The organism is Novosphingobium subterraneum (assembly GCF_000807925.1).
Classification (GTDB): Bacteria; Pseudomonadota; Alphaproteobacteria; order Sphingomonadales; family Sphingomonadaceae; genus Novosphingobium; species Novosphingobium subterraneum.
The window spans coordinates 108,653-121,599 of the sequence record NZ_JRVC01000012.1 but is presented as its reverse complement, the minus strand read 5'-3'; the positions used below and the strand labels follow the sequence as shown (position 1 = coordinate 121,599).

The 12,947-nt window shown below is 61.9% G+C and carries 10 protein-coding genes; 6 read left to right on the top strand and 4 right to left on the bottom strand.

Annotated features, from left to right (window positions below; all coding sequences use genetic code 11):
• Window positions 1–5: 5 nt before the first annotated feature.
• The 3 genes from NJ75_RS13070 to NJ75_RS13060 all read right to left on the bottom strand — a co-directional run bounded on the left by NJ75_RS13070 (window position 6) and on the right by NJ75_RS13060 (window position 4,524).
• Window positions 6–1,232, bottom strand: coding sequence for an acyl-CoA dehydrogenase family protein (locus NJ75_RS13070; protein ID WP_039335183.1), 1,227 nt, complete (start codon window positions 1,230–1,232; stop codon window positions 6–8).
• An 11-nt stretch (window positions 1,233–1,243) separates the two neighbouring features.
• Window positions 1,244–1,981 (bottom strand): SDR family NAD(P)-dependent oxidoreductase, encoded by a 738-nt coding sequence (locus NJ75_RS13065; RefSeq protein WP_039335182.1) that lies wholly within the window; start codon window positions 1,979–1,981, stop codon window positions 1,244–1,246.
• Between the two features lie 119 nt (window positions 1,982–2,100).
• Window positions 2,101–4,524, bottom strand: a complete 2,424-nt coding sequence (locus NJ75_RS13060; protein ID WP_236727143.1) for a TonB-dependent receptor — start codon at window positions 4,522–4,524, stop codon at window positions 2,101–2,103.
• Between the two features lie 149 nt (window positions 4,525–4,673).
• On the opposite strand from NJ75_RS13060, the gene NJ75_RS13055 reads away from it, so the two are divergent.
• On the top strand, window positions 4,674–5,723 hold the full coding sequence (locus NJ75_RS13055) for an AraC family transcriptional regulator ligand-binding domain-containing protein (RefSeq protein ID WP_052242470.1): 1,050 nt from the start codon (window positions 4,674–4,676) through the stop codon (window positions 5,721–5,723).
• On the opposite strand, the gene NJ75_RS13050 is transcribed toward NJ75_RS13055, so the two are convergent.
• Window positions 5,705–6,673 (bottom strand): LysR family transcriptional regulator, encoded by a 969-nt coding sequence (locus NJ75_RS13050; RefSeq protein WP_039335180.1) that lies wholly within the window; start codon window positions 6,671–6,673, stop codon window positions 5,705–5,707. The genes NJ75_RS13055 and NJ75_RS13050 overlap by 19 nt on opposite strands.
• A gap of 100 nt (window positions 6,674–6,773) precedes the next feature.
• On the opposite strand from NJ75_RS13050, the gene NJ75_RS13045 reads away from it, so the two are divergent.
• The 5 genes from NJ75_RS13045 to NJ75_RS13025 all read left to right on the top strand — a co-directional run bounded on the left by NJ75_RS13045 (window position 6,774) and on the right by NJ75_RS13025 (window position 12,859).
• Complete coding sequence (locus NJ75_RS13045) at window positions 6,774–8,321, top strand: acetyl-CoA acetyltransferase (protein ID WP_039335179.1); 1,548 nt, start codon at window positions 6,774–6,776, stop codon at window positions 8,319–8,321.
• Window positions 8,308–9,525: a CaiB/BaiF CoA transferase family protein gene (locus NJ75_RS13040; RefSeq protein ID WP_236727142.1), complete on the top strand. Its 1,218-nt coding sequence runs from the start codon at window positions 8,308–8,310 to the stop codon at window positions 9,523–9,525. Before NJ75_RS13045 ends, NJ75_RS13040 begins: the two co-directional genes overlap by 14 nt.
• A gap of 141 nt (window positions 9,526–9,666) precedes the next feature.
• Complete coding sequence (locus tag NJ75_RS13035; protein ID WP_052242468.1) at window positions 9,667–11,616, top strand: pilus assembly protein; 1,950 nt, start codon at window positions 9,667–9,669, stop codon at window positions 11,614–11,616.
• Window positions 11,613–12,197 (top strand): TadE/TadG family type IV pilus assembly protein, encoded by a 585-nt coding sequence (locus NJ75_RS13030; protein ID WP_039335177.1) that lies wholly within the window; start codon window positions 11,613–11,615, stop codon window positions 12,195–12,197. The genes NJ75_RS13035 and NJ75_RS13030 overlap by 4 nt, the downstream gene beginning before the upstream one ends.
• Window positions 12,191–12,859 carry a TadE/TadG family type IV pilus assembly protein gene (locus NJ75_RS13025; RefSeq protein WP_052242467.1) on the top strand — a complete coding sequence of 223 codons (669 nt, stop codon included), beginning with the start codon at window positions 12,191–12,193 and terminating at the stop codon, window positions 12,857–12,859. Before NJ75_RS13030 ends, NJ75_RS13025 begins: the two co-directional genes overlap by 7 nt.
• The last annotated feature ends 88 nt before the right edge of the window (window positions 12,860–12,947 follow it).

Genomic DNA, 12,947 nt, shown 5'->3' with positions numbered 1-12,947 from the left:
GTCCTTCAGCGGGCGTTCGAGGCGACGTATTCGGCGATCTTGAGCTTGCCCAGCTGGCTCATGTGGACTTCCTCCGGCCCGTCGGTGAGGCGAACGTAGCGATTGAGCGTGAAGAAATAGGCCATCGGGCCGTCCTCGCTGACGCCCATGCCGCCGTGGACCTGGATCGCGCGGTCAGCGACCTGCTGCGCCATCGAGGGAGCGACGACCTTGATCGCGGCGATCAGGTCTCGCGCTTCCTTGTTGCCCTTGCGATCCATCGCGTCGGCAGCCTTGAGCGTGAGCAGCCGCGCCATCTCCACTTCGCAGAACGAGCGGGCAACGTCCTGCCGCACGCTCGACTGGTCGGCCAGCTTCCTGCCGAAGGCGGCACGGCTGTGGGCGCGGCGGGCCATCCATTCGAGCGCGCGCTGAGCCTGGCCGATCGAGCGCATGCAGTGATGGATGCGGCCCGGCCCGAGGCGACCCTGGGCGATCTCGAAGCCGCGTCCTTCGCCGAGGACCATGTTTGCGCGGGGCACGCGGACATTGTCAAAGCGCAGCTCGACCTCGCCGCCCGGTGAATTGTGCGAGCCGAAGACCTTGAGGTGGCGGACCACGGTGACTCCCGGCGTATTGCGCGGAACGAGGATCTGCGAGTGCTGGCTGTGGCGCGGTCCGTCGAAGAAGGTCTTGCCCATGACGATCATGAGTTCGCAGCGGGGGTGCATGGCATTGGAAATCCACCACTTGCGCCCGTTGATCACGTAGTCATCGCCATCGGGAATGATCGAGAGTTCAAGGTTGGTAGCGTCCGACGAGGCCACCTGCGGTTCGGTCATCACATAGGCGGAACGGATCGTGCCTTCGAGGAGCGGGCGCAGCCAGCGCTCCTGCTGTTCGGGACTGCCGAACTTGGCGAGGACTTCCATGTTACCGGTATCGGGCGCCGAGCAGTTGAACACCTGGCTGGACCACGGCACGCGGCCCATGACTTCGGCCAGAGGCGCATATTCAAGGTTGGTGAGGCCGGGCGACCACGCACCATATTCGTGAGGAAGGAACAGGTTCCACAGGCCGGCCGCGCGGGCCTTTTCCTTGAGCGGTTCCATCCCCGGCCATTCGGCCCAGAGATTCTGCTGGTCATGGACGAAGTCGTAATAGTCCTGCTCGGCCGGATAGACGTGTTCGTCCATGAAGGCTTCGAGGCGGGCAAGAAGATCCTTGACCTTGTCGGTATGTTCGAAGTGCATCCGGCAATCTTTCAGAGCGAGAGGCCGCCGTCGACCACGAGGGTGTGGCCGGTGACGTAAGAGGCAAGCGGGGAGGCGAGGAAGATTGCGGCACCTGCCATGTCGGCAGGAGTGCCCATCCGGCGCTGCGGAATGCTGGCAAGGGCCCCTTCGAGGCGCTGCGGGTGGGCGGTGGTGACCTTGGTCAGCTTTGTATCGACCAGACCGGGGGCGAGGCCATTGACGCGGATGCCCTCGGCAGCGAGCGCCTGCCCCAGTGTCTTGGTCAGGCTGATCGCGCCGGCCTTGGACGCGGCATAGGCCGGGTTGCCGATATTGGCCTTGAGACCGGAGATCGAGCTGACGACGATGATCGAGCCGTTGCTTTCGCCAAGCCGCGCGCGGAACTTCATCGAACAGTGCATTACGCTGTCGAGATTGACGGCCATGACCTTGTCCCAGCCCTCCCGCGCAAACTCGCCGCGCTTGTAGACCACCGTGCCCTGGCAGAGGACGAGCACGTCGAGGCTGGAGTAAGGAAAAGGGGCTGCCGCGATGGCATCGGGATTGCCGACATCGACGCAGGTGTAACCGAGACCGGAGAGATCAGACCCATCGGCAGGATCATAGTCTTCTGCGCCAGGCCGGGTTCCCCAGACGTGGACTGCGGCGCCGCGTGCACGAAAGGCTTGTGCGATGCCGTTGCCAATGCCGCTGGAGCCGCCAACGACAAGGACATGCCTGCCGGTGAAGTCTGTATCGTCGATCATCGCTCTCCCTTTCGGCCGCTGCATGCGACTCTGTGCAATCAGCTTAACGGTCCGGTGGCCACGCAAAAGACCCTCGCTGTCTTCCGAAAGCGAGGGTCTTTGCATCCATTCCTGCAACGTCAGAACGAGGCGCGGACGCGGATGCCGTAGGTGCGAGGCGCTCCGGGATAGGCGTTCTGATCGCCGGTCTGGAGCGGGGTGGGGAATGACTGGGTGAACCAGGTCTTGTCGAACAGGTTCTGCACCCAGCCTTCGATCAGCAGGCCGGTCTTCGGCAGCTTGAACCCGAGGTTGGCGTTGACCAGGGTGACCGGTCCCTGTTCAGCCGTAGTCGCGGTGCTGATCAGCTGGCGGCTCTGATACTGTGCCTGCACGCGAGCCAGCACACTGAGGTTGTCGTTGATCGGCTGATCGAGGTTCAGCGTGGCGTTGCCAGAGAACTTCGGGCTGAAGCGGAAACGCGAGTCCGACAGGACCGGGTCGATGTTGCTATCCTTCCCGTACTGGGCATGCGGGATCCACGTACCATCGAGGCCGAGCGTCAGGCTGTCGGTGATCTGGAACAGGTTCTCGATCTCGAGACCGTAGTCCTTCGCCGACTTGGCATTGAGCACTGTGAAGCGCAGCCCGATGAACTGTGCGATCTGGAGGTCGGACAGGTCATAGTAGAAGAACGCGATGTTGGTGCGAGCCCGTCCATCGAGGTACTGGAACTTGCCGCCGACTTCGAAGGCGTTGACCTTCTCCGGCTTGTAGCGCGGGTTCAGCGGTGCCTGTGCTGGCGCATTGCCGAAGAAGCCGATGCGGATTGCGGCAGGCAGGGCATTGTAGACAGCAGCGTTGTTGATCAGCGTGCCTGCCGCATTGACGTCCATGTTGACGCCGCCCGCCTTGAAGCCGCGGTTGTACGTCGCATAGAGCATGATGTCGTCAGTCGGGCGGTACTGGACGCCGAGGGTGCCCGAGAGCGCCTTGTTGGTCGTCGTGGCGTCGTATGCCGGCGATGGGGCGATGCCGAGCAGGGTGAATACATCCGTCGGGATCGGGCGATAGAAGGCGTTGTTGAAGAAGCCGCGCTTCTTCTCGATCGAGTAGCGCACGCCGGCAATGACGTTGAACTTGTCATTCACCGCGAAATCGAGGTGGGCGAAGCCTGCGTAGGACTTGGCCGTGCCGCCCATGCGCTCGGTGGTCCATGTACCGGGGGCAGCGTATGCAGTGCCCGGGGCGACGCCGAGGCTGGCGAAGATCGCATCCCAGTAGAACTGCGCCTGGTTCGCCCATGGCAGGCTGCGGCCCATCTTGAGCTTCTCGTCCGAGAAGAACAGTCCGAACACTGCCTCGGCGTTGAGCGCCGGAATCTTCGTGTTGTAGGTCAGTTCCTGCGAGATGAAGCGGCTGGAGAAGCTTTCATTGTAGCGGAAGATGTCGGCGCCCGAGAAATCGGGGTCGAGATCGCGCTGGTCGACGGTGAACTGGCGCACTGCCGTAACCGACTTCAGCGTGCCTTCTCCGACCTGTGCGTCGATCAGCATGGTGCCGCCGTAATCCTCGATTTCCTGCTGGCCATTGCCATTCAGGGTCTGCTCGAACTTCGAGGGATCGCGGGCAGGAAGCTTGCGACCGGTCGGCGTCATCGACGAGGCCGGGATCAGGCCGGCAAGCACGCCAAGGAACTGCTGGCTGCTGGCTGGCTGGTAGAGCGTCAGCAGATCGATGATCGGCTGGGTGGGACCGTCGATGAAGGCCGAGGTGGCGTAGCAGCAGTTGCCCTGGCTGTGCGAGTAGTCGCCAATCAGGCGGACGGTGAGGTTCTCGCTCGGCTCGAACAGCAGCTGCGCCTTGACCGCGCGGGTCTTGTTGTCGTTGAGGCTCTGGCCGGTGGTGCTGTCGGTGAAGAAGCCATCGGCCGACGAGGCGAGCCCGGCGATGCGGAATGCAACCTTGTCCGAGAGTGGAGCATTGACGGCGCCGCGGGCAATCAAGGTGTCGTAATTTCCGTAGGTCACTTCAACGGCGCCATTGACGTCGTTGAGCGAGGGTGATGCCGAGGCGAGCAACAGGGCGCCGGCGGTGGTGTTCTTGCCGAACAGGGTCCCCTGCGGGCCGCGCAGCACCTGAAGGTTGTCGATGTCGAGGAAGTTCTGCAGCGCCGCTGCCGCGCGGGTGCGATAGACCCCATCGATGAAGACGCCGACCGAGCCTTCGAACGAGCGGCTGTTTCCGGTCGTGCCCAGACCACGGATGATGAGGTTCGCGCTCGAGGTTGCGATGTTGGTGACGCGGAAGCTGATCGAGGGGCTGATGGCCTGGATGTTCGCGACGTTCTCGACGCGCGCCTGGGCGAGTGTTTCGGCGTTGGCCGCAGTTATCGCGATCGGCACGTCCTGAAGATTCTCGGTCCTGCGCTGTGCCGTTACGATGATCTCGGCAAGGCCGGGGGTAGATTGCTCTTCGGCCTGCTGGGCGTGCGCCAGGTTCGGCAAAGTGACCGAAGCCGCGATTGCGGCAAGTGCTGCGTTACGCAAGTACAATGCTTTCAAGGCTGCCTCCCATGCGCCGCCTTGTGGCGGCTGTAATTGGTGTTCCAGACGCTGTCCCGGACTGGACAGAAGCTGACTGCAGCGGCATTGTGCGTTTAATCGTTTAATTGATCTTGACGGATCGCGGCACAGTATTGTCAGATTGCATCATGATGGAATCGGAAAGCGGTCTCGCTCATGCCAGCGCCATGCGCCAGTTCGCCCACTTCGCGGAAGTGTCGGGGCTTGATCTGAGGAGCCTTTGCCCTCCCGACGTCTTTGCCCACGTGGAACAGGCGAACGAGGCGGAATGGCTGCCGGCAAGTGCGCACGTAGACGTTCTGCAGGCTGCCGCGATCGCATCCGGCCGCGATGATCTTGGCGTGGCCTTCTCCATGTGGTGCAATGTGCGCGGCTTCGGCCCGATCAGCCTGCTTTGGGATCATTGCACCACGCTTGACGAGGCGACACGGATAACGCGACGCTACATGCACCTCGAAAGTGCGGCGATGCGTTCGAGCACGGATATTACCGGGCATGAGGCGGCCTTGCGCCATGTTCTCATGGTGCCTGCGCGGTTTGGCGGCTCGCAATTCCTGCAGGCCACGCTGACACTCCAGTTACGCATCACGCGGATGCTCCTTGGTGAGGAATGGACGCCGATCAGGCTGGAGCTGGATCATCCCGCGCCGCAGAGTTGGCGGTATCATCAGGCGGTGTTTCGTTGTCCGATCGAGTTCGGGTCGGATCGCTGTGCGCTGGTCTTCCGCAAGTCGGATCTGCATCGGCCTTCGCAGCGGGCCAATCCCAACATGGTTCGCTACCTTGAAAAGCAGTTGGCCCAGGCCGATAGCCAATGGCCGGGCGATCTCATGCAGCAGGTGCGCTACTTCATCGCCACCAACCTGACGGAGCGGCGGGCAAACCTGCCGCATGTTGCCGGGCTTGCCGGCCTTTCTCCGCAGAGCCTCCAGCGCCGCCTTGCCGAAAGGGGCACGAGCTTCGCAGTGATTCTCGAACAGGTGCGAAAGCATACTGCCGACGAATACTTTCGCACCGCGCGACGACCCAACCTGACCGAACTTTCGCATCGCCTCGGCTATACCGACGCCAGCGCGGCAAGCCGCTTCCTGCGTCAACATATGTCCACCGGCGCGCGAGCCCTTATGGCGCAAACGCGCCCGCGCAAGGCACCCGATGGTCAGTCGGCAAATGCCTGAGGCACAAGGGATTCTGCAATTTTCCAGAGCTGCATCTCGCTTGCCGCGCGCATTTGACGGCTGCTTCGCAGCACCGCCAGCTCGGTGAGGATGGAAAGGCCCGCGACGGGTCGATAAACGACGTTTCCGTGATCCTTCGGGCGAAATTGCGCGATGGAGATCGCCGGAATGCGATATTCGCGGCAATATCGTTCCAGCGCAAAGGCGTGTGCTTCGGGCGGGAGGAAGCCCGTCGCCCCGGCAGCCGCAAGCCACGTCGATATCGGTTGATACAGGCTCTTGCCGTGCAACGGGGCGAGCATCGCGATGACCGATCCGGACAAAGCTGCCTGCGGCACGACGTCGAACCGGGCGAGAGGGTGCTCTTGCGGAATGGCCAGGCCGATCGGTTCGCGGCTGAGCGTCAGGCGAGGCAAACCATCCGGAATTTCAAGTTCGCCGCATTGCTGGCGGGCCATGTCGGCCAAATACTTGTCGTGAGGCACGACGGCGGCAACCACCATGGCGAGATCGACGGTGCCCTTGATCAGCCCCTCGCAAAGCGAATAGGCAAAATCGTTGTCCACCCGCAGCGATATGTCCGGAAGCTCGCGCGCGATCGCCGATAGCAGCGCTCCGTGCTGAGGCAGTTCGAACGTATAGCTTGGCGCGCCGAGGACGATCCGGCGATCAGGGCGATCCCGCCAAGCGGCAAGTTGGGCGGCGAAGGCATCGGCTTGGGCGACGAAGGTACCGGCCTGGTCGAGCAGTGCCGTGCCAACGGGCGATAGCTGGACCGCGCGCGTAGTCCGGTCGAACAGGCGCTGGCCGATCTGTTCCTCGAGCTTGCGGATCTGTGCCGAAAGGCTGGGCTGCGTCAGGTTCATGCGCTTCGCCGCACGGCCGAAGCTCAATTCCTGCGCAAGAGCGAGGAAGCACCGGATAGCTTTCAGATCGACATCGGGCTGCATGAGCTCGATATATTCGAATACCCTATAAATCGAAAGATTAAATCGATTGGACGGTGCGGTCCGGCGCTTTTAGCTTGGCGGGAAAAAGCGAAAGGATGCCATGCCCCTGTCGGAGAATACCCCGGTCATTGTCGGTGTCGGCCAGTTCGTCGAACGGGTCGACAATCCTGGATATGTCGGCCTGTCGTTTGCCGATCTGGCCGCTGCGGCCGCCCGGGAGGCTCTTGCCGACACGCAGGCAGGTGCGGCAGTTGCAGCGCAGGTGCAGGCGGTCGGTTCAATCCGGACGTTCGAGGAATCCGGAGCGATGCAAGTCCCGTTCGGGCGGGCGGACAAGCTGCCACTGGCAGTTGCGCGAAGGCTGGGCATCAAGCCGGAAGTCGCCATCCTCGAGAAGGTGGGGGGACAGTCTCCGCTGGCCTTGCTGGCTGATCTTGGGAACCGCATCGCGACAGGTGCCGTGTCGGCAGCCTTGATGTTCGGCAGCGAGGCGATCTCGACCGTGCGCCATCTCGTGGCCAAGGGCGAGACGCGTGATTGGGCCGAGAGCGATGATCCCGATGCCACCGGCGTCGAGTGGATCGACAAGGGCAGGGGCTTTGAGGGCACCCTTTCGGCAGCCAGCATTGCCCATGGCATTCGCGCGCCGGTAACGGCTTACGCATTGTGCGAGAATGCCCGGAGAGCCCGTCTTGGCCTATCGCGCGAGGCCTATGCCGAGGCGATGGGGAAACTGTTCGCGCCGTTCACGAAAGTTGCGGCAGCAAACCGTTACAGCGCAGCCGCGGTCAAGCCGATGAGTGCGCATGAAATCGCCACTCCCGGCGAGCGCAATCGGATGATCTGCGATCCCTATCCTCTCAAGCTGGTCTCGCGCGACCAGGTCAATCAGGCGGCAGCGCTCGTGCTGATGTCAATCAAGGCCGCCCGCGCGGCGAGGGTGCCTGAGACCAGGTGGATATATCTTCACGGGGCTGCCCTGGCCAACGAGCGGGAACTGCTGGAGCGGCCGGATATCGGGGCCTATCCCGCTGCAAATGCCGCCATTGCCGCCGCCTTGTCGCAGGCGAACGTGACGGCCGATGCAATCGCCGCTTTCGACTTTTATTCCTGCTTCCCCGTCCCGGTGTTCAATGCCGCGATCGACGGCCTTGGCCTTGCTGCAGATGACCCGCGTAGTTTGACGGTTACTGGCGGTCTCCCCTACTTCGGCGGAGCCGGCAACAACTACTCCACGCATGCGTTGGCAAGCATGGTCGAAATCTTGCGAGGCAAGCCTGGAGCCAAGGGCCTGGTAGGCATGAACGGCGGCTTCCAGTCCAAGTACGGCGCAGCGGTGCTGTCCAGCGACCCGCGTGAATGGCCGGGGTGCCTGAGTGCGGAACTGCAAGCTGAACTCGATGCAGTCCCCAAGGCCGCCATGGCGCTCGCGCCGCAAGGGAACGGCCGCATCGGCACATATACGGTGACCTTCGCCAAAGGCGTGCCGGAGCAGGCCATCGTGATCGGTGAACTCGACACTGGCGGACGCTTCGTTGCCACCACACGCGATGCCACCACCGTTGCAGCGATGCTGGAGCGCGATCCGCTTGGCAGACCCGTGGTCATTACGACGGGTGAAAAGGCAAACAGCTTTGCGTTCGACTGAAGGGACAGGGCAGGTGGCGGAAAATCCGGTTCTCCTCGAGGGCATCCGTGTTGTTGACCTGACAACCGTGGTCTTCGGCCCATACGCCACGCAGATCATGGCGGATCTGGGTGCGGACGTGATCAAGGTCGAAGCGCCAGGCATTGGCGATGCGTTTCGCTGGTCGGCAAGAGCGGCTGTCACGCCGGGCATGGCACCGGCGTGGATGGCGCTCAACCGTGGCAAGAAGTCCGTTGCGCTCGACCTGAAGGACGAGGGCGACCGGGCCGTGATGCTCGACCTGCTGCGCGATGCAGACGTGTTCGTGGTGAACGTGCGGGGCAAGGCGCTCGAGCGGATCGGGCTGGATTACGAGGCGCTCAAGGCGATCAATCCCGGTTTGATCTATGTCCACTGCGTCGGCTTTGGCCACGATGGTCCTTATGCAGACCTGCAGGCCTATGATGACGTGATCCAGGCGGCCACCGGCACCGCCACGCTGTTGCCTCGGGTCGACGGCAACCCGCGCCCGCGCTATCTTCCGTCGCTGATCGCTGACAAGGTGGCAGGACTGCATGCCGCCTATGCCGCAATGGCTGCCATCGTGCACAAGCAGCGGACGGGCGAAGGACAACGGGTTGAAGTGCCGATGTTCGAGGTGTTTTCAAGCTTCATGCTGCTTGAACACCTTGGTGGCCTGACATTCGATCCGCCCAATGGACCCGCAGGATACCCACGGCAGGTCGATCCCGATCGCCAGCCTTTCCCGACAGCCGATGGCTGGATCAGCATCGTTGCCTATACCGACGATGCGTGGATACGCATCTTCACGCTGCTGGGGCAGCCGGACTTCCTCGATCAGGAGCATCTCTCGACGCCGCAGCTTCGGCTCAAGGCGCAGCCGGAATTGTACCAGGCGATAGCGCGTTTCACGCCGGCCTTGCCGACTGCGGAGTTACTGGCGCGGTGTCATGCTGCCCAGATCCCTGCGCAAGCCGTACGCGATCTGGCAGACGTGATGAATGATCCCCATCTTCAGGAGACGGGCTTCTTCCGCCGACGCGAGCACCCGGTTGAGGGCGCCTATTTCGAGCAGGCCGCGCCTGTACGCTTCGAGGTTTCCGAAATTGGTAAATCTGTCTCTTTCCCTCCCTTGGCTGGCGCCGATAGTGAAGAGATCAGAGCTTACGGATGGCAGGCCTTTCCAGGCACAAAAGATGGTTAAGATATCTGTTTGTTTCTATTGATAAAACTACGGATTAAATCCGACTAAAGCTCCTATGAATTCCCGATAAAGGTAAGGTTCTGGAAACCGTCGAGCGCCGTTTTAGCCAATGTCAGAAATGGCAGGGGCAAGCGGGACGGCATGGCAAGGTTCATCGAAAGGCTTTTTGCGAGCAATGTCGGCAGCGTGCTGCCGATCGCCGCTGCCAGCGTGCCGGTCATCGTCGCGTTGATCGGCGGCGGGCTTGATATCAACCGCGTCTACAAGGCGCGCAACCGGTTGCAGTCAGCCTGTGATGCCGGCACGCTTGCTGGCCGCCGCGCCGTTACGACCAATGGCTATGACGCTGCCGCCCGGAACCAGGCGAATGCCTACTTCAATACCAACTTCGTGGAAGGTGAGCTTGGCGCGACCGGGACGACGTTTACCACGGCGTCGACCAATGGCGGCAATCTGATCTCGGGAACGGCTGCGACGACGGTCCAGACGGCAGTAATGAATCTGCTCGGCGTGGACACGATCCCTGTCAGCGTGGCCTGCAGCGCCACGATGGGTGTGGGCAACAGCGACATTACCATGGTGCTCGATACCACCGGCTCCATGGGCAACACGCTTTCCGGCACCAGCCAGACCCGCATTCAGGCGCTGCGCGTGGCAATGAAGAACTTCTACGATACGGTTGCCACCGCCACGCAAGGCTCCAACGCGCGAACTCGCTATTCGTTTGTTCCCTACAGCTCGTCGGTAAACGTCGGGCGCCTGATCTACAATCTCAACCCGGCATATCTGGCCGACACGTGGCCGATCCAGACGCGCGAGCCGGTATTCAACACGATTACCGAGCGGGTGTTCACCGGCTGGTCTGCAGCGGTCAATACCAGCGAGCAGACATACTCCACCGAGACCATCGGCAGCACATCGCAGCACAGTTCGACCAATTACAATTCGCAGGCCACCTGCAACAACGCGCGCCCTGCCGATGTTGCCTGGGCCAACAACGGCAGCGCGACAAGTTCGTCCAGCACGACGACGAATGGGGCGGGGCAGCAGGTCGTCACCACCACAACCACCCAACCTCAGCGCAAGACCACATATGTCTGCCAGCTACAGAGCAGCAACCGCTGGCGCGTGTTCTACTATCATACGACCCGCAACTTCATTACGCGCAATTATGCCACTTCGGATCCGATCTACGAGACGCGCACCCGGCAGGAATTCTCGAACTGGGCTTACCGGCAAGTCAGCAACGTCGATACCAGCGTTTACAAGACATTCACGGCGGTCAGCAAACCCAACGGCAGCAACGGGACAGCAGCCAGCTACACCTGGGGAGGCTGCATCGAGGAGCGCGAAAGCGATGCCACGAGCAGCATCAGCTACTCCAGCGTCACGGGCATGTCGCCTTCGACGGCGCTGGACCTTGACGTCGATCTAGTTCCGGATGGCAATCCTGAAACCAAGTGGGGTCCGATGTGGCCTGAACTGGCCTACTATCGAACGACGACGGTATGGGGCACAACATATCTCACCGATGCCGTGCAGACCTCGCAAGGGAGCAAGGCCTCGTCCTATTGCCCCCATCAGGCGCAACTGCTGTCCACCATGAACCAGTCGGCGTTCTACAGCTATGCCGATGCCCTTGCTGCTGCCGGTTCGACCTACCACGATCTGGGCATGCTGTGGGGGCTGCGGTTGAGTTCGCCGCAGGGACCATGGGCCGACACCGTAAACATCGCGCCGACCAACGGTGGCAAGGTTTCGCGCCACATCATCTTCATGACCGACGGGCAGATGGAGCCAAGCACCACGATCCAATCGAGCTATGGCATAGAATGGCATGATCGCCGGATAACCGACGATGGCTCGAGCAACCAGGCTGCGCGCCACACGCTGCGCTTCCGCGCCCTATGCGACAACGCCAAGGACAAGGGGTTCCGCGTGTGGATGATCGCATTTGCTTCGAGCCTCACTTCCGATCTGACCTATTGCGCATCGAGCAACAGCTCGTTTCTGGCCACCAACGCTACACAGCTGAACAGTGCCTTCCAGGAAATCGCGAAGAACGTGGGCGAATTGCGGGTGTACCAATGAAGAACCTTCGTACCCTGCGCGGCGAGGACGCCGGCGTTACCACCATCGAATTTGCAATTGTGGTCCCGGCGTTCCTGCTGGCGCTGGTGGGCTGCCTTGACCTGGGCCAGATGGTTTACGCCAAAGGCGTTCTCGATGGCGCGGTCGAGAAGGCCGCACGCGATTCCACGTTGGAGACCGGCGACACTTCCGTCGCCGACGCCAAGGTCGTCAGCGCCATGCGCCCGATCGTGCCCGGTGCGCAGGTGACTTCCACCCGCAAGAGCTATTACGACTTTGCTCGCACCAACAAGGGCGAGCCGCTAGACGACAAGAACGGCGATGGGTCGTGCTCACCGGGCGAGGGGTATACGGACGAGAACGGCAACGGATCGTGGGACGAAGACCTGGGGCGGTGGGGCAATGGCGGCGCTAACGATGTGATCGTCTACACGGTGCGGGTGCAATACGATCCCGTTTTTGCCGTTCCTCTCCTGCCGCTTGACTGGAGCCGCCGCGAGATCTCCGCAACGGCAGTAAAACGCAACCAGCCTTTCGCTCTGCAGGACGGCAGTTACGGATCGACACCGCGCGTATGCTGAAGACATTTGCCGCCAGATTTGGCCATTGCGCCAAGGGCCTCGCCCGGGATCGCTCAGGCGTTTCGGTTGTCGAATTTGCGATCATCACGCCGTTCATCCTGTCGATTGCGCTCTACGGGCTTGAAGTGGCCTACATGAACTCTGTCGACATGAAGATCAGCGAGATAGCGCTCTCGCTTGCGGACAACGCTTCGCGCATCGGGCAGACTGACAACAGCGTGGTCACGCCGACAGTGAGCGAGGCCGACATCAACGAGGTCATGCGTGGCGCGCAGGAGCAGGCGGCAGGGCTTGATTTCGCAACCCGAGGCAGGATTATTCTCTCGAGCCTTGAACGCGACGCCGCGACGGGCAAGCAGTACATTCGCTGGCAGCGCTGCTACGGGCAGCTCTCGCGGCAATCCGCTTATGGCAATGACAGTACGCAAAACGGGCTTAACGGTGCGGCGCTGGCCGGAATGGGAAGTGGGCCGACCAAGATCACCGCGTCGGCCAACAGCGCGGTGATGTTCGTCGAAGTCTACTATCAGCACCATGGGCTTATGGGAGATCTGTTTGTCGACAATCCCGTGATGCGCAAGGAGGGAGCTTTCCTTATCCGCGACAACCGCAACCTCACGCCGGGGGTTACCGGCACAGGCGGGGCCTATCCCTGTGGCTGACTGGAGCGTGGACTGACGGCTTGCGCGCAATGAATTTCCGCAAGCGGTGGGAGGGTGTAGTCTCCTGAAGGTGCCCTGAAGCCATGCT

Excerpts from the sequence above, each read along its gene's own strand:
- NJ75_RS13065 (WP_039335182.1), bottom strand. The coding sequence starts at position 1,981 with ATGATCGACGATACAGACTTCACCGGCAGGCATGTCCTTGTCGTTGGC.
- NJ75_RS13045 (WP_039335179.1), top strand. The coding sequence starts at position 6,774 with ATGCCCCTGTCGGAGAATACCCCGGTCATTGTCGGTGTCGGCCAGTTC.
- NJ75_RS13035 (WP_052242468.1), top strand. The coding sequence starts at position 9,667 with ATGGCAAGGTTCATCGAAAGGCTTTTTGCGAGCAATGTCGGCAGCGTG.
- NJ75_RS13050 (WP_039335180.1), bottom strand. The coding sequence starts at position 6,673 with ATGCAGCCCGATGTCGATCTGAAAGCTATCCGGTGCTTCCTCGCTCTT.
- NJ75_RS13055 (WP_052242470.1), top strand. The coding sequence starts at position 4,674 with ATGATGGAATCGGAAAGCGGTCTCGCTCATGCCAGCGCCATGCGCCAG.
- NJ75_RS13025 (WP_052242467.1), top strand. The coding sequence starts at position 12,191 with ATGCTGAAGACATTTGCCGCCAGATTTGGCCATTGCGCCAAGGGCCTC.
- NJ75_RS13030 (WP_039335177.1), top strand. The coding sequence starts at position 11,613 with ATGAAGAACCTTCGTACCCTGCGCGGCGAGGACGCCGGCGTTACCACC.
- NJ75_RS13070 (WP_039335183.1), bottom strand. The coding sequence starts at position 1,232 with ATGCACTTCGAACATACCGACAAGGTCAAGGATCTTCTTGCCCGCCTC.